The 21,746-nt window shown below is 68.5% G+C and carries 17 protein-coding genes; 7 read left to right on the top strand and 10 right to left on the bottom strand.

Features of this window, described 5'->3' with window-relative positions; translation table 11 throughout:
* Nucleotides 1–15: 15 nt before the first annotated feature.
* From FZ938_RS09710 to FZ938_RS09700, 3 genes are all read right to left on the bottom strand, one after another.
* Complete coding sequence (locus tag FZ938_RS09710) at nucleotides 16–1,992, bottom strand: M1 family metallopeptidase (RefSeq protein ID WP_149198306.1); 1,977 nt, start codon at nucleotides 1,990–1,992, stop codon at nucleotides 16–18.
* Nucleotides 1,993–2,036: 44 nt separating this feature from the next.
* The gene (locus FZ938_RS09705) at nucleotides 2,037–3,668 is read right to left on the bottom strand and encodes a methyl-accepting chemotaxis protein (protein ID WP_174757245.1); all 1,632 of its coding nucleotides are present in this window, start codon (nucleotides 3,666–3,668) and stop codon (nucleotides 2,037–2,039) included.
* Between the two features lie 230 nt (nucleotides 3,669–3,898).
* Complete coding sequence (locus tag FZ938_RS09700) at nucleotides 3,899–4,504, bottom strand: gamma-glutamylcyclotransferase (protein ID WP_149198304.1); 606 nt, start codon at nucleotides 4,502–4,504, stop codon at nucleotides 3,899–3,901.
* A 121-nt stretch (nucleotides 4,505–4,625) separates the two neighbouring features.
* Between FZ938_RS09700 and FZ938_RS09695 the strand changes: the two genes are divergently transcribed.
* Both FZ938_RS09695 and FZ938_RS09690 read left to right on the top strand, forming a co-directional pair.
* Nucleotides 4,626–5,693, top strand: coding sequence for a DUF2125 domain-containing protein (locus FZ938_RS09695; protein ID WP_246457803.1), 1,068 nt, complete (start codon nucleotides 4,626–4,628; stop codon nucleotides 5,691–5,693).
* Between the two features lie 149 nt (nucleotides 5,694–5,842).
* Entirely contained in the window at nucleotides 5,843–6,610 is a 768-nt protein-coding gene (locus FZ938_RS09690) for a class II glutamine amidotransferase (protein WP_149198303.1), read from the top strand.
* Nucleotides 6,611–6,760: 150 nt separating this feature from the next.
* Here the strand turns inward: FZ938_RS09690 and FZ938_RS09685 are convergent, their stop codons facing one another.
* From FZ938_RS09685 to FZ938_RS09670, 4 genes are all read right to left on the bottom strand, one after another.
* Nucleotides 6,761–7,978: an ATP-binding response regulator gene (locus FZ938_RS09685; protein ID WP_149198302.1), complete on the bottom strand. Its 1,218-nt coding sequence runs from the start codon at nucleotides 7,976–7,978 to the stop codon at nucleotides 6,761–6,763.
* A 120-nt stretch (nucleotides 7,979–8,098) separates the two neighbouring features.
* Nucleotides 8,099–8,548, bottom strand: coding sequence for a DNA polymerase III subunit chi (locus FZ938_RS09680; RefSeq protein ID WP_149198301.1), 450 nt, complete (start codon nucleotides 8,546–8,548; stop codon nucleotides 8,099–8,101).
* 24 nt (nucleotides 8,549–8,572) lie between these two features.
* Entirely contained in the window at nucleotides 8,573–10,081 is a 1,509-nt protein-coding gene (locus FZ938_RS09675; RefSeq protein ID WP_149198300.1) for a leucyl aminopeptidase, read from the bottom strand.
* A 129-nt stretch (nucleotides 10,082–10,210) separates the two neighbouring features.
* Nucleotides 10,211–11,611 carry an RsmB/NOP family class I SAM-dependent RNA methyltransferase gene (locus FZ938_RS09670; protein WP_149198299.1) on the bottom strand — a complete coding sequence of 467 codons (1,401 nt, stop codon included), beginning with the start codon at nucleotides 11,609–11,611 and terminating at the stop codon, nucleotides 10,211–10,213.
* Between the two features lie 424 nt (nucleotides 11,612–12,035).
* On the opposite strand from FZ938_RS09670, the gene mltA reads away from it, so the two are divergent.
* From mltA to FZ938_RS09655, 3 genes are read left to right on the top strand one after another with little or no spacing between them, the layout of a single operon-like run.
* Nucleotides 12,036–13,181: a murein transglycosylase A gene (gene mltA / locus FZ938_RS09665; RefSeq protein ID WP_246457801.1), complete on the top strand. Its 1,146-nt coding sequence runs from the start codon at nucleotides 12,036–12,038 to the stop codon at nucleotides 13,179–13,181.
* Nucleotides 13,181–13,738 (top strand): GNAT family N-acetyltransferase, encoded by a 558-nt coding sequence (locus tag FZ938_RS09660; RefSeq protein WP_246457799.1) that lies wholly within the window; start codon nucleotides 13,181–13,183, stop codon nucleotides 13,736–13,738. The genes mltA and FZ938_RS09660 overlap by 1 nt, the downstream gene beginning before the upstream one ends.
* A gap of 58 nt (nucleotides 13,739–13,796) precedes the next feature.
* On the top strand, nucleotides 13,797–14,561 hold the full coding sequence (locus tag FZ938_RS09655; protein ID WP_149198297.1) for a TrmH family RNA methyltransferase: 765 nt from the start codon (nucleotides 13,797–13,799) through the stop codon (nucleotides 14,559–14,561).
* 25 nt (nucleotides 14,562–14,586) lie between these two features.
* Here FZ938_RS09655 and FZ938_RS09650 read toward each other — a convergent pair whose 3' ends face one another.
* Nucleotides 14,587–17,136, bottom strand: a complete 2,550-nt coding sequence (locus FZ938_RS09650) for an HWE histidine kinase domain-containing protein (protein WP_149198296.1) — start codon at nucleotides 17,134–17,136, stop codon at nucleotides 14,587–14,589.
* Nucleotides 17,137–17,530: 394 nt separating this feature from the next.
* Here FZ938_RS09650 and FZ938_RS09645 point away from each other — a divergent pair, with 394 nt between their 5' ends.
* Together FZ938_RS09645 and FZ938_RS09640 are read left to right on the top strand one after the other, a co-directional pair.
* A complete protein-coding gene (locus FZ938_RS09645; RefSeq protein ID WP_149198295.1) occupies nucleotides 17,531–18,130 on the top strand; it encodes an NUDIX domain-containing protein in 600 nt (199 codons plus the stop codon).
* A 61-nt stretch (nucleotides 18,131–18,191) separates the two neighbouring features.
* A complete protein-coding gene (locus tag FZ938_RS09640) occupies nucleotides 18,192–19,085 on the top strand; it encodes a LysR family transcriptional regulator (RefSeq protein WP_174757244.1) in 894 nt (297 codons plus the stop codon).
* Between the two features lie 30 nt (nucleotides 19,086–19,115).
* Here FZ938_RS09640 and recN read toward each other — a convergent pair whose 3' ends face one another.
* Entirely contained in the window at nucleotides 19,116–20,807 is a 1,692-nt protein-coding gene (gene recN, locus FZ938_RS09635; RefSeq protein ID WP_149198293.1) for a DNA repair protein RecN, read from the bottom strand.
* Between the two features lie 8 nt (nucleotides 20,808–20,815).
* A complete protein-coding gene (locus FZ938_RS09630; protein ID WP_109073874.1) occupies nucleotides 20,816–21,631 on the bottom strand; it encodes an outer membrane protein assembly factor BamD in 816 nt (271 codons plus the stop codon).
* Nucleotides 21,632–21,746 lie beyond the last annotated feature (115 nt).

Genomic DNA, 21,746 nt, shown 5'->3' with positions numbered 1-21,746 from the left:
GCCGAGTCCCCTTCCTCACCGCCCCACCATCCGCCGCAGCGGGCTGTCGCCGACCGCCCACACCCCGCGGTCCACCGCCTTCGCGCCCTCGAAGACCAGCCAACTCTGCCGCCCATAATGCGGCAGCGGCCGGACGAGCGCCCGCAGCGCCTCGGCGTCGGCACCCGACACCACCAGTGCTGTCTGCCCGTCCGCCGCGCGCGACACCCACACCCGCGCGCTGCCCTGGCCGGCCAGTTCCGCCGGCACCGGAGGCAGCCCGCGCGCCTCCAGCTCCCGCGCCACCGCCGCGTCGGTGCCGACCAGCAGCAGCGGCGCCACTCCACCGCCACTCTCCCGGCCGCCACTCTCGCGACCGGAGCCGTCGATCAACCGGCCGGTCAACATCCTTGCCGCCTCCGCCGCCTCGCCGTCTGCGGCGATCACCCGATCCGCACCCGGGCGCAGGGTCACGTCGCGCAGGATCGGCGGCGCCTCCCCCGGGGCCAGACGGCGGAACAGGTCGAAGTCGGGGTCGACCGCCACCGCCCGAACCTCCGCTTTCGATGGAATGCGCAGCGTCGCCTGCCGGCTGTCGAATTGGACGCCATGCTCCTCCACCCCGGCCGCCGTCTCCAGCCGCACCGGCACGGTCAGCACATAGGGCGCATCGGCTTCCTGCCGCAAGGTCAGCCGCACACCGTCGCCATCGCCACGGGCATCGACCAGGGTCAGCATCGGCGCGCCCCGCCGCTCCACCCACTGGCTGAACATCCCGCCCAGGTCACGGCCGGATGCCGTCTCGAAGGCATGGCGCAGGTCGGACCAGCCGGCCGTCTGGAAGGCATGTGCACTCCAGAACCGGCGGATGCCGGCATCGAAGGCGTCATGCCCGATTTCCGCCTCCAGCATGTGGAACAGCATCGCCGCCTTGCCGTAGCCGACGATCTGCGAGGCATCGTGCGTCTTGGACAGGAATGCCGTCAGTGGTCTGTCGCGTTCGGCCGGCAGGGCGGCAAAGTCGCGCAGCCAGTCCAGCCGCATCGCCCGCGCGGCATCGGCGCCGCGGGTCCGGGCGGCGGCATAATCGGCCATGTAGGTGGTCAGTCCCTCCGCCCAATTGCCGCCCTCGCCCACCCGCACGCCGTTGCCCCACCAGTTATGCATGATCTCGTGGGTCAGCGACTGGCTGCGGATGAAGGGCAGCGGCAGGACGGCGCGGCCGATCGCGGTCAGGCCGGGAAAGCCCAGCCCCACCGGCGGCGGAACCGATACGATGCTGAATCCGTCGAAGGGGTAGGCGCCGATGCGGGCGGACCCGGCGGCGATCGCCTGCTCCGACAGTCCGAGATAGCCGTCGGCCAGCCCCGTCTGCTCCGGATGGCGGTAGAGCCGCAGACGCAGGTCCCCCGCCATCCTTTCCTCCACCGTCCAGGGACCGGCGAAGACGGAGGGCTCCTCCACGCTGCGGCTTTCCTCGAACACCGCGTGGTAGCCGGCGGCGTCGCGCCCCTCCTCCACCAGCCGGCCGGTGGCGACCGCGACATAGGGCGCCGGCACCCGCACCGACAGTCGCCAGGTCGGCGGTTCTTCCGACGCCCGGGCCGGATCGGGCAGCCAGCCGCCGAGCCCAGGCAGAAAGGCGCCCTCGCCATCCAGGGCAAGGCCGGTACCGGCGGTGAAGCCCGGCAACCGGCCGCCGTAGCGCAGTGTCACGGGCCCGCTTCCCTCCGGCACCGTCAGCACCAACCGGTCGCCGCGCCGGTCCACCGCTACGGGCTTGTCGCCGGCCCGCGCCTCCTCCAGCGTCAGGGCCGGATCCAGCCTCAGGGACTGAATCCCGGCCGACAGGGTCAGCCGATCCACCGCCTCTATCCGTCCGGCGCCGGGATCGAGCGTCAGGTCGATATCATGGTGAAGCGGTGCGGCACCGGCCGGGGCAATCGCGCCCAGGGTCAGCGCCGCTCCCGCCAGGACCCCAAGGGTTGGGACCGGGATGCGCAGCTTCGTCATGGTCCTCAAGATGGGCGCCGGACCGCCGAAGGGCGAGCGCGGCGTCATGCCGCGCGGATGCTTTCCAGGAAGCCGTCCACCTCGCTGCGCAACCGGTCGGCGACGCCGGTCAGGCGGCCGGATTCATCCAGCATCTCGTTGGCCTTGGCGCCGGCATCGGTTGTCGCGTCGCTGGCGCCGGCGACGTTGATCGAGACCGCCTGCGCACCCTGGGCCGCCTGATGGACGTTGGCGGAGATGTCGCGCGTCGCCGCCCCCTGCTGTTCCACCGCCGCGGCGATGGCGCTGGAGATGCTGGTCATCTCGCCGATGACATGGCCGATGTCGCGGATCGCCACCACCGCCACGTTGGTCGCCTGCTGGATTTCCGCAATCTTCTTCTGGATATCCTCGGTGGCACGGGCAGTCTGGTTGGCCAGCCCCTTCACCTCGCTCGCCACGACGGCGAAGCCCTTGCCGTGCTCGCCGGCACGCGCGGCCTCGATGGTGGCATTCAGCGCCAGCAGGTTGGTCTGCCCGGCGATGGAGTTGATGAGGCTTACCACCTCGCCCACTTCGTTGGCGGCGCGGACGAGGCCATTCATCACCTCGTTCGTCTTGGCCGCTTCGGTCACCGCCTGGTTCGCCACGTCGTTGGAAGCGCTGACCTGCCGGCCGATCTCGCCGATGGAACTGGACAGTTCCTCCGTGGCGCCGGCGACGGTGTTGACGCTGACCGCCGCCTCTTCCGCGGCCTGGGCGGCGGCGCTGCTGCGGCTGGTCGCGGTGCCGGTGCTGGCGGTCAGCGACTGGGCGGTCTGGCGCATGGTGCCGGCCGAGGCCGTCACCTGCCGCACCACCTCGCCGATCGACCGTTCGAAGCCGTCGGCCAGCCTGGACAGCAGGGCCATCCGCTCGGCCTCCGCCTTGACGTGCATCTCCTCCTGCTCGGCACGCAGCCGGCGGTTTTCCAGCCCGCGTTCCTTGAACACGCCGACCGTCGCGGCGATCAGGCCGATCTCGTCCCGGCGGCCGGTGTCGGTGACCTCGACATCGAGATCGTCATCGGCCAGCCGCCGCATCGCCGCGGTCAGCCGCGACAGCGGTTGCGTGATGGAGCGGGCGATCCACAGCGCCAGCAGCAGGGCCGCGATGCCCAGCCCGCCGCCGAGCAGCCCGGCCTGCAGCGCGTGACGGCGGAATTCGGCGTCGATGTCGTCGACATAGACCCCGGTGCCGACGACCCACTTCCAACCCGGCGTCATCTGCGCGTATGCGATCTTGGGGCTGGGTTCCGCCCCTGCCACCTTCGGCCAGGAGTAGGAGACGTAACCGCCACCCCTGCGCGCTTCCTCCACCAGAAGCTGTGCAAAGGGAACACCGTTCGGATCCTTGGATTCACCGAGATTCCGTCCTTCGATTTGCGGCTGCCCGCCATGGACTTCAATTTTCCCGTCCGCGTCCGTGACGAACAAATATTCGCTTCCGGCATACCGCATCGCACGGACCGCATTCCTGGCCGCGGTTCGCGCCGCATCCTGCGGCATTTCCCCCTTGGCCGCGCGAGTCTCGAAATCTTTGATGGTACCGATCGCCACTTCGACAATGGATCGCACCTTCGCCCGGCCGTTTTCCTCTTGGGTCTCTCGCAGGGACGAGAGAAGGATGACAGCGATACCAATGATCGCACAGAGCATGACCGCGGCTATGGTGAGAAACTTTTTTCTTATGCTGACGTTTTGCATACAAACGACCTCCCGGATAGACAATACAAAGTCTAGGGAACCGGTTGATCGGAGTCAAAACCATACAATTCAGACATCATTCTGAGGAAAAGCGCAGCGGGCAATTACAAAGCAATAATGCAACCATCGCAAATGATCACATTTAAGCGAAAAGACTCCATGAAACAGACCGCAAGCCCGGGTCAACCCGGATGTCTACGTACTTTGTCATACAACTTTGACAACCTCGGATCGCATATGCCAAGCTCCTGCAGGTGCTCCACCGTGTTGGCCAGATAGTCGATGTTGGGGCCGCGCTGGCCGCAGCAGCCCGCGATGCGACAAACGACCGCAGTCTCGTCGAGGCCACGGCAATATTGCGGATGGTTGCGGTCGACGACGAAACAGCAGGCGCTGACCGACTCCAGTCCCTCCGCCGAACGGCCTTCGCGCAGGCGCACGCGCAGAAGTCTCGGCCGGTAGACCCGGCTGTCCATCTCACGCTCCCACAGATAGTCGAGGGTGGAGGGCACGTCCGCCGCGGCCACCCGGAAGACGATGCCCCGGCAGGAGCCGCCGCGGTCCAGTCCCAGCACCAGCCCCGGCCGATCCGGCGTTCCGCGATAGCGGTAGGAGGCGACGCAGAAGCTGCGGTGGTATCCCGCCAGGGTCGCCGCATGCCGCTCCGCGAACATGAAGCCGGGGTTCCACATCAGCGAGCCATAGCCGAACACCCACAGGTCGACGCCGGGTTCGACGGCGATGTCGCCGGTCCAGGCGGGTGTCGGAATCGGTGAATCGGGAGCCATGGCAGATCGTTGGGGAAAACCGCAGGAGGGAGATCGCTGGAACAGCGGAACCGAATCGGCAGCCACCGAGCCTAGCATGCGGGTTCCGGGGTCGCTATAACGGTACGGAGATGGAACGGACATGCCACGGATGCGACCCAACGCCACCTCTTCCGCCCCGCGCCGCCTGCTGACCGGGCGCCGGATCGCTGCCATCCTGGTGCTGATGGTCCTGCTGCTGCCTGCCCTTCTCTATTCGCTGTGGTGGTGGCAGGCGGCCCGTTCCGTGCGGGAGGGGCTGGAGACCTGGGTCGCCGACCAGCGCGCCAACGGGGCGGTCGTCGAACATGGCGGGCTGACCGTCGGCGGCTTCCCTTTCACCCTGCGGGCCGAGCTTGAAAAGCTCCATCTGGCGACCCGCGGCGCCGACTGGCTTGGCGCGGGCCTGGTGGCGGAAGCAGCCCCCTGGAACCCGACCCGCATCGCGCTCGCCTTTCCGGGCGAGCAGCGCCTGTCCGTCGTCCAGCCCGGTCAGCCGCCCGTCGACATCCTGGCCCCGCAGGGTGGCAGCGGCGACGTGACCATGCGGATGTCGGGCACGCTGGAGCGGCTCGCCCTGCACTTCACCGGCCTGACCGCACGGGTCGCCGGACAGCCGGTGCCGGTCGCCGCGCTCGACGTCAGCGCCGCCCAGCCGGACCGGCCGCCGGCCGAACGCGGCACCGCCGGCCTGACCGTGACGCTGTCCGCCGACGGGCTGACCCTGCCCGACGGCATGCTGCCGCCGACGCTGGGCCGCGAGGTGAAGCGGACGGAACTGACCCTGCGTGTCATGGGCATACCGCCACGACCGGAACCGGCGAGCCTGTCGGCCTGGAGCCGCGACGGCGGCACGGTCGAACTGGACCGGCTGGCGCTGGATTGGGGACCGCTGGGGGCCGTGCTGTCCGGCACGCTGGCGCTGGACGCCCAGCTGCAGCCGCAGGCGGCGCTGACCGCCGAGATCCGCGGCGCTCCGGCCATCCTGGACGCGGTGAAGCCGATGATGCGCCCGAACGAGGCCGCCATCGCCAAAACCGTGCTGGCCATGCTGGCGCGTCCGACCGGCCCGAACGGTGAACCGGTGGTCACCGCCCCGGTGACGGTGCAGGACCGCGCCCTGTATGTCGGGCCGCTGCGCGTCGCAGCGTTGCCCAAGCTGGTCTGGTGACAAGTATCGGGCGGTGCCGTCGATAACCGGCGGAAATGCAACAGGTGCCGGCAGGCATGACGCTTCCATGACTCCGCCCCCTTGTTTCACACGGCGCATCAGGTCAAATTGACGCAGTCCCTGTCGCGGCTGCCATGGTGCGTCGGTCGATGTGTCGGTTTCTTGCCTATTGCGGCGAACCCGTGTTCCTGGAAACGCTGGTCTGTACGCCCTGCCATTCCCTGATCGAACAGTCGATGCACGCCGCAGAGGCGAAGACCGAAACCAACGGTGACGGTTTCGGCGTCGGCTGGTACAGCGAGCGGACCGAGCCCGGCCGCTATTGCGAGATCCGCCCGGCCTGGTCGGACGAGAACCTGCAGTCGATCTGCAGCCATGTCCGCTCCCACCTGTTCTTCGCCCATGTGCGGGCGGCCACCGGCACCGCGGTCAGCCGGGCCAACTGCCATCCTTTCAAGGCCGGGCGTTTCCTGTTCATGCACAACGGGCAGGTCGGCGACTGGCCCCGCCTGCGCCGCCGGGTCGAGGCGATGATCCCGGACGAGCTGTACAGCACCCGCACCGGCACCACCGACAGCGAGGCGATCTTCCTCGCCGCACTCGGCCAGGGATTGGAGCGGGATTCGGTCGGTGCCTTCCAGCGCGTGCTGCACGCCATCCGCGACGAGATGCGGGCGCTGGACATCACCGCGCCGCTTCGCTTCACCGCGACCTGGACCGACGGCGAACGGATGTGGGCTGTGCGCTGGGCGTCCGACGACAAGCCGCCGAGCCTGTACTGGCGCCGGGGCGAGAATGGCCTGATCGTGGTGTCGGAGCCGGTCGATGCCCAACGCGACCAGTGGCGGCAGGTTCCCCCCAACGGCGGGCTGGTGGCACGCATCGGGGCTGCGCCGGAGATGTTCACGTTTCATTGAGGGACAAAGGTGGATGCCCCCTCCCCATCCCTCCCCCACCTTCGGTGGGAGAGGGGGCAGGACACTTGCTGAAGTCTTGCAAAGAACGGCGGCAGTCCCCTCTCCCGCGTGAGCGGGGGAGGGTTAGGGAGGGGGCCCGACGCCCGCACCTCACCCCTCCAGCAGCCGCTCCTTCGGCAGCAGGATGGTCACCGCCGTCCCCCGCCCCGGTGCGCTGTCGATCTCCACGCCGCCGCCATGCAGCTCGGCGAAGCGGCGCACGATGGGCAGCCCCAGCCCGACCCCTTCATGCTGGCGGATCAGCGAGCGTTCGGCCTGGGTGAAGGGGTTGAAGATGCGCCCCATCAGCTCGGCCGGAATCCCCGGCCCGTCGTCGCGCACGGTCAGCCCGACGAAGTTGCCGCGGTCCTCCACCGCGACGGCGACATGGCCGCCGGTGGGCGTGAACTTGACCGCGTTGTCCAGCAGGTTCAGCACCATCTCGCGCAGCCGGCGGCGGTCGATGCGCATGCGGAAGGCGGGACAGGGATGGACGGCCACCGTCAGCCGCTTGCCCGCCGCCTTCGGCGCCAGCATGTCGGCGCAGCCGGTCAGCAGCTGCGGGATGTTGACGTCGCTTTCCTGGATCTCGATGGAGCCGGTGGAGCCGCGCGTATAGTCCAGGATGTTGTTGACCATGGTCAGCAGCGACCGGCCGCTTTCCTCGATCAGCTTCACATATTCCAGGTAATCGGGATGGCCCAGCTTGCCCATCCCCTCCCCTGCCAGAACGTCGGCGAAGCCGATGATGGAGTTCAGCGGCGTACGCAGCTCGTGGCTCATCACCGCCAGGAAGTCCAGCTTGGCGCGGTCGGCCTTGCGCGCCGCCTCCAGCGCGTCCGACAGCTCGGCGGTGCGCTCCGAAACCCGGTGTTCAAGCTCGCGGTTCTGTTCGGCGGCTCGGCGGTAGAGCTTGCGGATCTCCACCATGTTGCGGACGCGGTGCAGCAGTTCCCAGGCGATGAAGGGCTTGGTCAGGAAGTCGTTGGCGCCCAGCTCCAGCGACTTGCGCCGGGTCTCCTGGTCGGTCTGGGCGGTCAGCACCAGGATCGGCACGTAATCGTCGCCGAAGATCGGCTTCAGCCGCTCCATCAGGTCGAAGCCGCTCATGTGCGGCATGCGGATGTCGATCAGCAGCAGGTCGAACGGCTCTGCGGCGCAGAGGTCCGGCACCTTGCGCGGATCGGTCTCGCCGCGCACATGGCGATAGCCGTCATGGCTCAGGATTTCCCGCAACAGGTCGACGTTGGACGGGTTGTCGTCCACGATCAGGATGCTCGCGTCCTTGACCTGCTGGGCGAGCGCCGGGTCGAACTGGCTCCTGTTCATCGGGAGCATGCACCTTTGAACCGTCCGCGTGGGCAATTAGATTTGCCTCTGAACGGATCGAATGCAATCGAAATGAGCAGCCCGGCGAAATGAGTGGCCGGGCACCCGGCCCGGCACCGCTCAGGCCCGCTTTTCCCAGCCGCCGCGGTCGGTCTGCTGCCAGTAGGTCAGGCTGTGGCCGGCCGCCTTGCAGGCTTTCCAGCGCTGGCGCGCGGCCAGCACCGCCTCGTCGTCATTGCCGTCGAACAGGTCGCAGACAAGCTCGAAGCCGTCCATCCGGTCGCTGACGCAGCCGTCCACCGTGACCAGCACGGTGGCGCCGTTCGGGTTCTCGTCGGCGTCGGTCAACCATACCGGTTGCTTGTCGGCGAAACCGTCGCGCGCCGCCCCGTGCGGCAGGAAGGAGCCGGGATCGTAGGTCCACAGATGCTGGTTCAGCATGTCCACCCGCTCCGGCGAACCGGCCAGGACGACGGCACGCCAGTTCCGCTCAAGAACCTTCTCCAGGATCTTGGGCAGCGCCTGTTCCATCGTGCGCCGTTGCAGGTGGTAGAAGCGGACTTCGGTCATGGCTCCTTCACTCAACTCAGGTCATCAGCCTTCGTGGTATTCGGCCACGAAGCGGTCGAGCAGGCGCACGCCGAAGGCCGAGGCGCCCTTCGGAACCGTGGCGCCGTCCTTCTTCGCCCACGCCACGCCGGCGATGTCGATGTGCGCCCACGGCACGTCGTTGACGAAGCGCTTCAGGAATTGCGCGCCGACGATGCTGCCGGCGCCGCCGCCCGACCCGGTGTTCTTCATGTCGGCGGCCGGCGATTCGATCTCCTTGTCATAGGCGTCGCCCATCGGCATGCGCCACACCGGCTGGCCCACCTTCAGGCCGGCGGCCGTCAGGTTCATGGCAAGGTCGTCGTCGTTGCAGAACAGGCCGGCATGCTCGTGGCCCAGCGCCACGATGATGGCGCCGGTCAGGGTGGCGAGGTCGACCATCAGCTTGGGCTTGTAGACGTCCTGCGCGTACCACAGGCAGTCGGCCAGCACCAGACGGCCTTCGGCGTCGGTGTTGATGACCTCGATGGTCTGGCCCGAGGCCGAGGTGACGATGTCGCCCGGACGTTGCGCGGTGCCGGACGGCATGTTCTCCACCAGACCGACGATGCCGACGGCGTTGACCTTCGCCTTGCGGGCGGCCAGCGCGTACATGGTGCCGATCACGGTGGCGGAGCCGCCCATGTCCCACTTCATGTCTTCCATGCCGGCCGCACCCTTGATCGAGATGCCGCCGCTGTCGAAGGTCACGCCCTTGCCGATGAAGGCGACCGGACGCTTGTCGTCGGCATCCGGGTTGCCGTTCCAGCGCATGACGACCACGCGCGGCTCGCAAGCGCTGCCCTGGGCGACGCCCAGCAGGGCGCCCATGCCGAGCTTCCGCAGCTTCTTCTGGTCGAGGATCTCGACCTCGACGCCGAACTGCTCCAGTTCCTTCGTCTTCTCGGCGAGGCTTTCCGGATAGATGACGTTCGCCGGCTCCGACACCAGATCGCGGGTGAAGCGGATGGCGTCGGCCAGCGTGTCCAGCTTCTTGAAGGCCGACTTGGCGGCGCCGTCGTCCTCGACCAGCAGCGTCAGCTTGCGCAGGCTGGGCTTCGGCTCCTTCTTGTCGGACTTTTTGTCGTTCGTACGGTACTTGTCGAACTTGTAGCTGCGCAGCTGCGCGCCGAAGGCGATCTCGGCCGCGGCGGCGGCCGGGGAAAGCTTGGCCTCCTCCGGCAGTTCGACCAGCAGCGCCGCCTCGTCGGCGGCCTTGTCCAGGGCCACGGCGATGGCGCCGCCGGCGGCCTGGAGGACCAGATCGGTCAGGTCGGCATCCTTGCCGATGCCGACCAGCAGGATGCGGTCAAGCTCGGTCCCGGCGGGGGCGAGCAGCGTCAGCGTCTCGTCCTTCTTGCCGTTGAAGCGGGCGGCGGCCATGGCGCGGGCCAGCGCCCCGCCGGTCTTCTGATCCAGCTCGCGCCCGATCAGGCCGAGGCTGCGGTCGGCGGCGACGGTCACGGCGAGCACGCCGGAGGCCGGCAGGGACGGCTTGGCGAAGGAGAACTTCATCTGGTCCTCTTGAGGGGTGGGGCGAACGCGCCCGGATGATCTCAACGGCGGAAAGCCTACCCCACCGATAAGGAGCGCGCCACCCCGGCTGTCAAGGGTGGGGAAGGGGAGACGCCCCCTCCCCCTCACTCACGCATCGATCGCCTTGCCCAGCTCGACAGGATCGACCTCGCCCTGCTCCACCCCGACGTCGGAAACGCTTTCCTCCGACACCGTCTCCTCCACACGGCGTTCCAGAACGGCGGCGAAGAAGCCGTCGGTGTCGTGCTTGGCGGGCGTCAGGCGCAGGTACGGACCTTCGACCGGCGGCGGCGTGCCGGCCTCCTCCTCCGCCCACACCTCGGCGACCGGCTTCACGATGAAGTCGTGGTGGGTCTGCAGGAAGGCCTCGACCTGCGCCTCGTTCTCGTCATGCAGCATGGAGCAGGTGGCATAGATCAGCCGCCCGCCCGGCTTCACCAGACGCGCCGCGCTGTCCAGGATGTTGGCCTGCAGCGGCAGCAGCTGCTCCAGCCCCGGGCCGAGCTGGCGCCAGCGGGCGTCGGGGTTGCGGCGCCAGGTGCCGGTGCCGGAACAGGGCGCGTCGACCAGCACACGGTCGAACTTGCGCTTGTGGCGCTTCACCCAGGGATCGCGCTCGCTGGTCAGCGGATGCGCCTCGATGTTGTGCAGGCCGGCGCGGCGGAACCGCTCGGCGGCGCGCTTCAGACGCTTGTCCAGCACGTCGCAGGCGACGACGCGGCCCTTGTTCTTCATCAGCGCGGCAACGGCCAGCGTCTTGCCGCCGGCCCCGGCGCAGAAATCGACCACCTGATGGCCCGGCTTCGGCGCCACCGCCAGCGCGACCAACTGCGACCCCTCGTCCTGGATCTCGACCAGACCGTCCTTGAAGGCGTCGACGCTGCCCAGGGGCGGCCGGCCTTTCACCCGCAGGCCCAGCGGCGACCAGCGCGTTGTCTCCGCCGTGATCTGCGCCTTGGCCAGCGCCTTGATCGCGCTCTGCTGGTTGGCCTTCAGCGGGTTGATGCGCAGGTCGAGCGGCGCCGCCTCCAGCAGCTTCTCCATCTCCACCCCGAAGCGGTCGCCGAGCGAGGCCCGCATCGGCCCTTCCGCCCATTCCGGACACTCCACCCGCACCGTCTCCGGCATGTCGGGATGGTCCATCGTGTGGCTTTCCAGCTCACGAACCATCGCCAGCTCGTCGTCGGTCAGGCGGGCGGGGGCGAACTTGCCGCCGCTGAACATCTCCAGCACCACGCCGGCGTTGCGGTTCTCTTCCAGCAGCAGATAGGCCAGCACGCGGGCGCGCGGGGTGGCGCGCTCGTAGCCGCCGCGCTCGATCCACCAGCCGAGGCGGGCCTGGCGGCGCAGGATCGCATAGGCCATCTGGGCGACGGCGGTGCGGTCCTTCGACCCGATGTAGCGGCGATTGCGGAAATAGGCGCTCATCACCGCGTCGGCGGGGCGAGGGGTCTCGTCGATCTCGGTCAGCAGATCGATGACCGCCTGGAGGCGGGCGGCGGGTGTCATGGCGTCTGGTCCCTTGGGGTATCTCATGGCGGCGAACAGGACCGGCCGCCCGCATGTTCCCCCGCTTGGTCCCAAGCGTATGGTGGGGAGCGGGATGCATCGTTGCGGACGGTCCTTCACGTATGGGCTGTCGATACCGCGTTTGGCGCGCTCTGTCACGCCCTGCCGCCGCGCGGCTGCTCCGCTCGCCTTCAGAACGGCCCGCCCGGCATCCACCCGTGACAAGCAGCCGCGACCTATCCGAAAGTGCAGGTTGGGGATTGACGACTCGGGGTATCCGCCTGCACAAACGTTCGGGTGATGTGACCTTATCGTGACCGGACCGCCAGGGCGGCCGGACGATCCGGGTCTTCGACGGACAGATCTGATGCTGGTGGCGGAGTGCGCGATGGCGGCTGCGGCTGGGGTGGCGTGTGCGCGTGAGATGAAGCGGCCCAAAGAGCGGCAGCTCCTGCGGCTTTCCCTGCTCGGTGGCCTGCTGGCGACGCTGGCGGCCTGCGCCGGAACCGTCCAGACGGTGGACGGGCAGCGGAGCACGGCACAGCGCCCGACCTGGGATCAGGTGTCGCCCGACTTCCGCCATCTCGCGGGTTGGATCGACGACGACCATGCCCAGGCGGTCCCGGCGGTGCAGCGAACCTGCGGCTGGGTGAAGAACCAACCGCCGGGCAAGGCGCTGGGGCAGTTGCGTGCCGCCGGCACCACCGACGACTGGCGCGCCATCTGCGCCGCCGCCCGCGACCTGCCCCCCGGCGACAGCGAGGCAGCCCGCCGCTTCTTCGAGACCTTCTTCACCCCGCGCGACGTCAGCAACGGCGAGAACGGTCTTTTCACCGGTTACTATGAGATCGAGCTGCACGGCAGCTGGACGCGGACGGAACGCTACAACGTCCCGCTCTACCGCATGCCGGCGCGCGGCAAGCGCGGCATGCCGACCCGCGCCCGGATCGAAGCCGGCGCGCTGAAGGGCAAGGGGCTGGAGCTGATGTGGGTGGACGACCCGGTCGACGCCTTCTTCCTGGAAATCCAGGGCTCCGGCCGGGCGATCATGGCCGACGGCTCGGTGGTCGGCATCCACTATGCCGGCCAGAACGGTCACAGCTATTACCCGATCGGCCGCCATATCATCGACCGCGGCGAGGCCACGCCGGAACAGATGTCGCTGCAACTGATCCGCCGCTGGCTGAAGGACCATCCGGCCGAGGCCCAGCGGGTGATGAACCTCAACCCCTCCTATGTCTTCTTCAAGGTAAAGCCCGAGGTCGGCGCCCGCGGCGCCCGCAACATGGAGCTGACCCCCGGCCGCAGCCTCGCGGTGGATGTCGAGCATATCCCGCTGGGCGTGCCGCTCTGGCTGGAAGTGCGCGAAGCCCCGGTGCCCGGCGGCGCGATCAACCGGCTGGTGGTGGCGCAGGACACCGGCGGCGCCATCAAGGGTCCGGTGCGCGGCGACCTGTTCTGGGGCCACGGTCCGCAGGCGGAGGAAGGTGCGGGCGTGATGAAGGCGCGCGGCCATTACACCATGCTGGCCCCGCGCTCCCTGTCGGTCCAGACCGCACAGCGGAAGTGATGACGGCGGACGTGATGGCGGCTGGGGGGGATATCCGGCTGGAGCGCCTGACCGCCCTGGCCGACCGCGCGGCGGCACTGTCGGCGCTGGAGGAGATCTTCTTCGCCTCCACCTCCCGGACGGAGTTCGCGTCGGATGCCGACCGCGCCGCATTCCTCTCCACCTGGACCGGCTGGTTCGTGGCGGAGGCGCCGCGGGACATCTGGATGGCGGTGGCGGCCGACGGGCTGGTGGTGGGTTATCTCACCGGCTGCAAGGACAGCGCCGGGTCGGTCGAACTGGCCCAACGCATTCCGAAATACGAGGTCTTCGCCGACCATTTCGCGGCATACCCCGCCCATTTCCATGTGAATGTCCGGCCGGGATGGCGGCAGCATGGGCTGGGACGCCAGCTGGTCGACCGCTTCGCCGAGGATTGCCGGGCCGACGGCCTGTCCGGCGTGCATCTGGTCACCGCCGTCTTCGCCCGCAACGTCGAGTTCTACCAGCGCGCCGGCTTCACGGACGCCTGCCAGCGCGGTCCCCTGCTGTTCCTCGGCCGCCGCCTGAACCCCTGACTTTGGGGACGCTGCTGTGCTAGGCAGGGGGCATCCCCTTGCCGGAAAGCCAGTTGCCATGACCCGCCCGCCCCTGCTGATCGAAAGCCCGCAAAACCCGCAGTTCAAGCTATGGGAATCGGCGCTGGAAAGCCGTGGGCTGAAGAAGAACGGCAAGTTCCTGCTGGCCGGCCTGAAGACGGTGCCGGAGGCGCTGCGCCAGCATCCCGACCGGTTCGAGCGCCTGCTGTTCACCGACCCCGCCCAGATATCCGCCTGGCGCCTGCCGCCGGGGGTGGAGCCGGTGCAGCTGGCCCCCGCCCTGTTCCGGACACTGGACGTGTCGGGCACCGGCTTTCCGCTGCTGGTCGGCGCGGTGCCGAAGATACCGGCCATCGACCTGTCGCAGCCGCCGCAGGGATTGGAGCTGCTGTGTGCGCTGGGCGATCCCAGCAATCTCGGCGCCCTGCTGCGCAGCGCCGCCGCCTTCGGCGTGTCGCGGATCGTGCTGCTGGAGGGGGCGGCGCATCCCTTCCACCCGAAATGCCTGCGCGCGGCGTCGAATGCGCAGTTCGCGCTGACCCTGCTGCGCGGGCCGCGCTGGGCAGAGGTGAATGACGCGGCCGGGCCGCTCTATGCGCTGGACGGCGGCGGCGAGGATCTGACCCGCTTCGACTGGCCGGCCGACATGCGGCTGATCCTGGGCGAGGAAGGCCAGGGCGTGCCGGCCGACTGTCCGGCGACGCGGCTGTCGGTGCCGACGACCGGCGCGGTGGAGTCGCTGAATGCCACCGTGGCGGTCAGCGTGGCCCTGTTCGCGCGATATGCGGCGGTCAAGGAGTAAGGAACGGGGGATAGGCGGCGAACGCCTACCCCATCACCGACGCCAGCACCTGCACCACCTGATCCGACCCGTAAGGCTTCTTCAGCACCGGCACGTCCGCGAACCGCTCCGGCACCGCGGCGCTCTCGCCATAGCCGGTCGCGAAGACGAAGGGGATCCCCAGCTCCCGCAGCCGTTCGGCGACCGCGACCGAGGTCTCGTTGCCCAGGTTGATGTCCAGCACGCCGACCACCGGCGGGTCCTCGTCGATCAGCCGAAGGGCGTGGCGGACGCCGGCGGCGGTGTTGACCCGGCTGGCGTTGAAGCTCAGCAGCACGTCTTCCGTCGCCATGGCGATGATCATGTTGTCTTCCAGCAGCAGCACCGGACCACCGATGGAGAAATCGGCCGCAGGCACCGGCAGGTTGCGCCGGCCGCCGCCCGGCAGGCTGGCGGCGACGGTGACATACTGTGCCGGGATCATGAAACGCGCCCGCAAGCCGGACAGGGCGTAGGTCACTTCGGCCTCGCCCTGCAGATCGTGGGGGACGGAGCGCTCGATCACCGTGGTGCCGAAGCCGGTGCGCGACGGCGCCCGCACCGGCGGGCCGCCATTCTCCTGCCAGTCGATCTGCAGCCGTCCGCCCGCGTCGATCGACCAGTCGGCCTCGACCCAGCCGCCGCTGTCGCTGAGCGCGCCGTATTTGGCCGAGTTGGTGGTCAGCTCATGCACCACCAGCGCGAAGACGGAGAAGGCCTGCGGCGCCAGCAGCACCTCCGGCCCGGTCAGCCGCACCCGCTCGCTCTTGGCCGACAGATAGGCGCCGATCTCCGCCGCGATCAGGGCACGCAGGGATGCCGGCCCCCAATTGTCGGCGGTGATCTGGTCATGGGCGCGGGCCAGTGCCTCGATGCGGCCGGCGACGATGGCGGCGAACTGCTGCACCGTCTCCGCCCCGGTCTCGCTCTGCCGTACCAGGGCACGGACGAGGCTGAGGATGTTGCGGACGCGGTGGTTCAGTTCGGCGATCAGCAACTCCTGCCGCTCGGTCGCCTCCTTGCGGGTGCGGCCGGCGACGTCGGCCAGCCGCAACACCACCTCCAGCAGGGTCACCCGCAGGGATTCGGCGTTGCGCTCGTCCAATTCGGTCCAGGGCTTGGACCGGCCGCGCACGGTTTCCTTCCAGGCCTCGAAGCTCTTGCGCGGGGTCAGACGCGGACCGTTGGGACCATATTGCGCCGGCTTGGTCGGATCGCCGCCCCAGGTGACGGTGCGGATTATCTCCTTGCGGAAGAAGACCAGATAGTCGCGCGGCAAGCGCGACACCGGGATCGCAAGCAGCCCGCAGGCCCGTTCGGTAAAGTCGCGGGCCGGCGGATGCACCGCCCCCAGCTCGTCGGTCACATAGACCTTGCTGGGCGGCGTCCGGTGCAGGAAGCGCATGACGCCCTGCGTCTCCTCCCGCGTTGGCGTTTCGCCTTCCATGTGCAGTTGGCCGTCGATGCAGCAGGCGAAGCCGTCGCATTCGATCAGTGTCCGCAACTCCGTCGCGAAGGTGACGAGGCTGTCCAGCGGGGATGCGCTGTCGGCCAGCATCGACATGATGCGGACATGGGCGCGGCGGGCCTGCGCCTCCTGCTGGCTTTCCTGCTCGCGCTCGCGTCCCTCGAGCAGAAGCGACACCATCTGGCCGAACAGTTCGGCGGTGGTGCGCCTTTCGAAGGAGAGTGAACGGGCATGACGGTGATGGCAGGCGAACAGTCCCCACAGCTTGCCGTGCCGCAGGATCGACACCGACAGCGAGGCGTTGACCCCCATGTTGCGCAGATATTCGACATGGATCAGCGAAACGCTGCGCAGCAGGCTGAGCGACAGGTCCAGCGGCTGGCCCGTGGGATCGAGCGTCGGCACCACCGGCACCGGCGGCGCATTCACGTCGGCGATGCAGCGCAGCCAGTTGCGTTCGTACAGGCGCCGGGCCTGCTGCGGGATGTCGGAGGCCGGATAGCGCTGGCCGACGAAGCTGCCGATGCCGTGCACCGCCGATTCCGCGATCACCTCCCCCGCCCCGTCGGGGCCGAAGCGGTAGACCATCACCCGGTCGAAGCCGGTCAGCGCCCGCATCTGGCGCGCCGCCTCGCGGCAGAAGCCGTCGAAGCCGCGGGCGTTCTGGATCCGCGCGATCATCGAGCGCAGGAGGGAGCCCGAATCCTGCGGCCCCTCCCCCTCGCTCGGTTCCGCCTCGATCACGATGGTGGAGCCGGACAGGTGGACGGCCACGTCGCAGACCGGAGCGAGGTCGGACAGATGGACGCCGAAGGCGCGCTCGACGCTGCCGTTGATGTGGGCGACCTGCAGCCTGCCGCGGATGGTGTGCAGCGCCTCGCCGGTGATCACGCGGGACAGCGGATGCCCCAGCAGGTCGTCGGGCTCCACACCCAGCCAGCGTCCAATGTTGGCGGATGCATGCAGGACGATCCAATCGGCGGTGACGGCGATCAGAAATCCGGTGGGCTGGATAAGACCCAGCTGGTGGATGGGCTCCCGGTCACAATCGGTGAGGTCTACAGACCCCGAAGGAACCGGGCCGCTCATCGAACAAAGACTTCGGACAAACGCGACCTCAAGCGGAAGCTGGACCGGCGGCGTTTGTCACGCACTGCCAAGGGATTTCATCAACAATTTAGGCAGGAGAATGCAATGCCGCAACGCTCCAAAATGGCTATACCTATGTTCTAATTAAGGCTTGTTAACTTAACATAGGATAAGATTACCCGCTTTCTGCGCGAAATTTGAGCCATTGAGCTTGCGCAGTGCGCGAGATCGTCAAAACTTAGCGCGGTTTTTCTGCAATCGAAAACATGTGGAACGAGGGCCGGAGAGCGCGACCCCCACAATTCCGCAGCTGGGCTTTTCACCCCTGATGGGCTGACCGGAAGCCGGCGGCGGCGCAGGATGCCGCCCATTCCAACCGCCATCGGGTTCCGCCATGACGACACTGTCCGATAATCAGGACGAGCGCATCCGTATTCGCGACGTCACCCTGCTGTCCGACGACTGGTATGTTCTGAAAAGGACGACTTTCGACTATCGCCGCCGTGACGGCAACTGGCAGACCCTAAGCCGGGAGACCTATGACCGCGGCAACGGGGCTGCCCTGTTGCTGTACGATACGACCCGTGGGACCGTCCTGCTGACCCGGCAGTTCCGCTTTCCCGCCTATGTCAACGGCCACGCGGAACCGCTGCTGGAGGTGTGCGCCGGCCTGCTCGAAGACCGCAGTCCGGAAGAGGCGATCCGGGCCGAGGCGGAGGAGGAGCTGGGCGTGACCGTCCAGGCACCGCGCCGGGTGTTCGATGCCTTCATGAGCCCCGGTTCGGTGACGGAGCGTTTGGCCTTCTTCGTCGCCGAATACCGCGCAGCCGACCGCAGTGAAGGCGGCGGGGTTGCCGAGGAAGGCGAGGATATCGAGGTGGTCGAGTTGACCTTCGCCGATGCCCTTGCCATGGTCGGCAGCGGGGCGATCCTGGACGGCAAGACCATCATGCTGTTGCAGCACGCCGCCCTGCACGGCCTGCTGCCGCGGTGACGGCCTCCGCCCGCCCCGCCGGCCCAGGCAATTCGGATGGGGCGATTCGGACGGGGACTGGATGATCGACGACGCGGATCTGGATTGGGAGGACATCCGCGCCTTCCTGGCCACGGCACGGTGCGGCAGCCTTACCGGCGCGGCCCAGCGGCTGCGGCTGAGCACGCCGACCCTGGGGCGCCGGCTGAAGCGGCTGGAGGAGGCGCTGGACGGTCCGCTGTTCGACCGGCTGCCCAACCGGCTGGAACTGACGGCGCTGGGCCGCTCGGTGCTGGAAAGCGCCGCGGCCATGGGCGATGCCGCCGCGGCCTTCGCCCGCAATGCCGACCGGCTGGCCGCAACAGCCCGGCCGGTGCGGGTGACGGCGACCACGTCCGTCTCCGCCTTCCTCACCCTGCATCTGTCCGATCTGCTGGCGGAAACCGGCGCCGACCTGACCATCATCAGCACCCGCAATACCCTGAATTTGGCCCAGCGCGAGGCCGACATCGCGCTGCGCATGGACCGGGTGCCGGCCGAAGGTGATCTGGTCACCCGCCGGCTGGGACGCTTCGGTTTCACGCTCTATGCAAAGCAAGACCTGCGTGGCGACTGGTCCGGCCGCTGGGACGGCGCACCAGTGGTCGGGCTGCCGGAAACCCGGCGGCGGCCGTCGCAATCGGGATGGGTGGACGATACGGTTCAGGAGCGCGGCGCCCGCGTCGTGGCGCGGCTCAGCGAGTTGCCGATGCGGCTCGACGCCGCCCGGCGCGGGATGGGGGTGACGCTGCTGCCTTGCGTGCTGGGCGATGCAGAATCAGCCCTGGTCCGCGTCATCGACCCGCCGTCCGCCTTGCGCGAGGACGTCCATTTGCTGGTCCACCGCGACCGGCGCGACGCGCCGGCCATCGCCGCGGTGGTCGATGCCCTGGTCCAGCTGTTCCGCCGCCACGCCGAGGCGCTGGCGGGGGAGTGACAATCCTTTTCAGAGCATTCGCTCTGGGCGTCAGCCGCGGCCGGCGATCAGGCTGTCGGCGGCCGCGCGGGCCTCTGCCGTGACGGTGGCGCCGGACAGCATGCGGGCGATCTCCTCGCGCCGCTCGTCGCCGTCCAGTTCGGCAACGCCGGTGGTGACCTGCTCGCCCTTCTGCGATTTCTGCACCTTCAGGTGAACGGCGCCGCGCGCCGCGACCTGCGGGCTGTGGGTGACGACCAGCACCTGCAGGCCATGGCCCAGCGTTTCCAGCCGCTCGCCCACCGCCGCGGCGACGGCGCCGCCGATGCCGGTGTCCACCTCGTCGAACACCAGCGTGCCGACGGTGGAGGTCTGGGCCAGCACCACCTTCAGCGCCAGCATGAAGCGCGCCAGCTCGCCGCCGGACGCGATCTTGTTCAAGGCACCCGGCGGGGAGCCGGGGTTGGTGGCGACCTGGAAGGCGACGCGGTCGATGCCCGACGCGTTCCATTCCGACTCGTCGAGCGGCTCGACCAGCGTGCGGAACTTGGCCTTCTCCATCTTCAGCGGCGCCAGTTCGCCGGCGACCGCCACATCCAGTCGGCCGGCGGCCTCGCGGCGGGCGGCGCTCAGCACATCCGCGGCCTTGTGGAAGGATGTCCGGGCCTGTTCGGCCTCCTTCGCCAGCTTGGCCAGCAGATCGCCCTGATCCTCGATCAGCAGCAGCCGGCCGGCCATCTCCTCGCGAAGGGCCGCAAGCGCATCGACATCGACTCCATGCTTGCGGGCGGCGGCGCGGAGCGCGAACAGCCGCTCCTCCAGCTTCTCCAGCGCCCGCGGGTCCATGTCGACTCCGCTGGAAGCGGCCTGCAACGCGGCGATGGCCTCCCCCGCCTCGGTCGCGGCGCGGTCGAGCGCGGCGATGACCGGGTCCAGCGTGCCGCCGGCCTTGTCGGCGATGCGGCTCAGGGTGCGGATGGCGGAGGACAGGGCGCGCTCGACACCACGATCGCCTGAAAGTTCGGCATAGGCGGCGTTCATGCCGTCGACCAGCTTTTCCCGGTGCATCAGCACCGCGCGGGTCTCCGACAGTTCCTCCTCCTCGCCGGCCTTGGGGGCGAGCGCATCCAGCTCGGCCACGGCATGGCGGAGATATTCCTCCTCGGAGCGGGCGCGGGCGATGTCGGCGGCGGCGGAATGGCGCGCATCCTCGACCTGCCTCCAGGCACGGTGCGCCGCGGCGACCTGCGCCGCCTGGGCCGACAGCCCGGCATAGGCGTCGAGCACGCCGCGGTGGGTCTGCGGGTTCAGCAGGCCGTGGGTGTCGAACTGCCCATGCACCTCGACCAGTTCGGCGCCCAGCGTCTTCAGCAGCCCGACGCCGACCGGCTGGTCGTTCACCCAGGCGCGGCTGCGACCGTCGGTGTTGACGGTGCGGCGGATCACCAGCGTGCCATAACCGGAGACAGAGTCGCCGGAGTCGGCATCCAACCCCTGTTCCTTCAGGATGTCGAAGGCCGGGTGGTCGCCCGAAAGCTCGAATTCCGCGGTGACGGAGGCCTGATCGGCGCCATGACGCACAAGACCGGAATCCGCGCGCGCGCCAAGGGCCAGCCCCAGCGCGTCGAGCAGGATGGACTTGCCGGCGCCGGTCTCGCCGGTCAGGGCGCACAGGCCCTTGCGGAAGGACAGGCTCAGCCGCTCGATCAGGACGACGTCCCGGATCGTCAGCGACACGAGCATGGAGCGTCCTAGAACAGGGAGTTCCAGGCTCGATTGAGCCACGACTTCTCGTTTCGCTCGGGACGCAGATTGGCGTCCACCAGCAGTGCGTAGCTGTCCGTGTACCATTCGCTGCCGGGGAAGTTGTGGCCGAGCACGGCCGCGGCGGCCTTCGCCTCGTCGGTCACGCCCAGCGCCAGATAGCACTCCACCAGGCGGTGCAGCGCCTCAGGCACATGGGACGTGGTCTGGTAATTTTCAACGACGGCGCGGAACCGGTTGATCGCGGCGGTATACTGATGCTGACGCAGGTAGAAGCGCCCGACCTCCATCTCCTTGCCGGCAAGATGGTCGTTGGTCAGATCGATCTTCAGCTTCGCGTCGCGGGCGTATTTGCTTTCGGGGAAGCGGCGAACCACTTCCTGCAGGGCGTCGAGCGCCTGACGCGTCATCTTCTGATCGCGGCGCACGTCGGTGATCTGCTCGTAATAGCACAGCGCCCGCATGTAATAGGCGTAGTCGACATCCGGGCTGCCCGGATGAAGCTGGATGAAGCGGTCGAGCGCCAGGATGGCGTCGTCGTACTTCAGATCCTGATAGTGGGCATAGGCGGCGAGAAGCTGCGCCTTGCTGGCCGAATCCGAATAGGGATGCTGGCGCTCCACCTCGTCGTAGAGCTTCGCGGCCTTCTTGAAGGCGTCCTCGCGCATCGCCGCGTCCGCTTCCGATAGAAGCTGGTCGGCCGGGCGTTCGACATACGCGTCCTCCTTGGTGGAGGAGCAGGCGGACAGGGCGGCGGACAGGAGGATGGCCGTCAGCGGCAGGCGGTACGGGCGAGGAAGCATCGTCGTCTTGGGCGCTTTCGAAGTTGCCCCTGTATAGCACGCCGGGGTGAGGGCGCCGCAAGCGGTAACGCAGGGGCGGGCGATATGCCCTTCCCGCCCCTGGCTGAAAATGGAT

Origin of the sequence: Azospirillum oryzae (genome assembly GCF_008364795.1) — a bacterium.
Lineage (GTDB): Bacteria > Pseudomonadota > Alphaproteobacteria > Azospirillales > Azospirillaceae > Azospirillum > Azospirillum oryzae.
The sequence above is the reverse complement of the archived record's forward strand: the minus strand, read 5'-3'. Positions and strand labels throughout refer to the sequence as shown.

Coding starts and splice junctions, on each gene's coding strand:
- FZ938_RS09710 (WP_149198306.1), bottom strand. CDS start 1,992: ATGACGAAGCTGCGCATCCCGGTCCCAACCCTTGGGGTCCTGGCGGGA.
- FZ938_RS09705 (WP_174757245.1), bottom strand. CDS start 3,668: ATGCTCTGTGCGATCATTGGTATCGCTGTCATCCTTCTCTCGTCCCTG.
- FZ938_RS09700 (WP_149198304.1), bottom strand. CDS start 4,504: ATGGCTCCCGATTCACCGATTCCGACACCCGCCTGGACCGGCGACATC.
- FZ938_RS09695 (WP_246457803.1), top strand. CDS start 4,626: ATGCCACGGATGCGACCCAACGCCACCTCTTCCGCCCCGCGCCGCCTG.
- FZ938_RS09690 (WP_149198303.1), top strand. CDS start 5,843: ATGTGTCGGTTTCTTGCCTATTGCGGCGAACCCGTGTTCCTGGAAACG.
- FZ938_RS09685 (WP_149198302.1), bottom strand. CDS start 7,978: ATGAACAGGAGCCAGTTCGACCCGGCGCTCGCCCAGCAGGTCAAGGAC.
- FZ938_RS09680 (WP_149198301.1), bottom strand. CDS start 8,548: ATGACCGAAGTCCGCTTCTACCACCTGCAACGGCGCACGATGGAACAG.
- FZ938_RS09675 (WP_149198300.1), bottom strand. CDS start 10,081: ATGAAGTTCTCCTTCGCCAAGCCGTCCCTGCCGGCCTCCGGCGTGCTC.
- FZ938_RS09670 (WP_149198299.1), bottom strand. CDS start 11,611: ATGACACCCGCCGCCCGCCTCCAGGCGGTCATCGATCTGCTGACCGAG.
- mltA (WP_246457801.1), top strand. CDS start 12,036: ATGAAGCGGCCCAAAGAGCGGCAGCTCCTGCGGCTTTCCCTGCTCGGT.
- FZ938_RS09660 (WP_246457799.1), top strand. CDS start 13,181: ATGACGGCGGACGTGATGGCGGCTGGGGGGGATATCCGGCTGGAGCGC.
- FZ938_RS09655 (WP_149198297.1), top strand. CDS start 13,797: ATGACCCGCCCGCCCCTGCTGATCGAAAGCCCGCAAAACCCGCAGTTC.
- FZ938_RS09650 (WP_149198296.1), bottom strand. CDS start 17,136: ATGAGCGGCCCGGTTCCTTCGGGGTCTGTAGACCTCACCGATTGTGAC.
- FZ938_RS09645 (WP_149198295.1), top strand. CDS start 17,531: ATGACGACACTGTCCGATAATCAGGACGAGCGCATCCGTATTCGCGAC.
- FZ938_RS09640 (WP_174757244.1), top strand. CDS start 18,192: ATGATCGACGACGCGGATCTGGATTGGGAGGACATCCGCGCCTTCCTG.
- recN (WP_149198293.1), bottom strand. CDS start 20,807: ATGCTCGTGTCGCTGACGATCCGGGACGTCGTCCTGATCGAGCGGCTG.
- FZ938_RS09630 (WP_109073874.1), bottom strand. CDS start 21,631: ATGCTTCCTCGCCCGTACCGCCTGCCGCTGACGGCCATCCTCCTGTCC.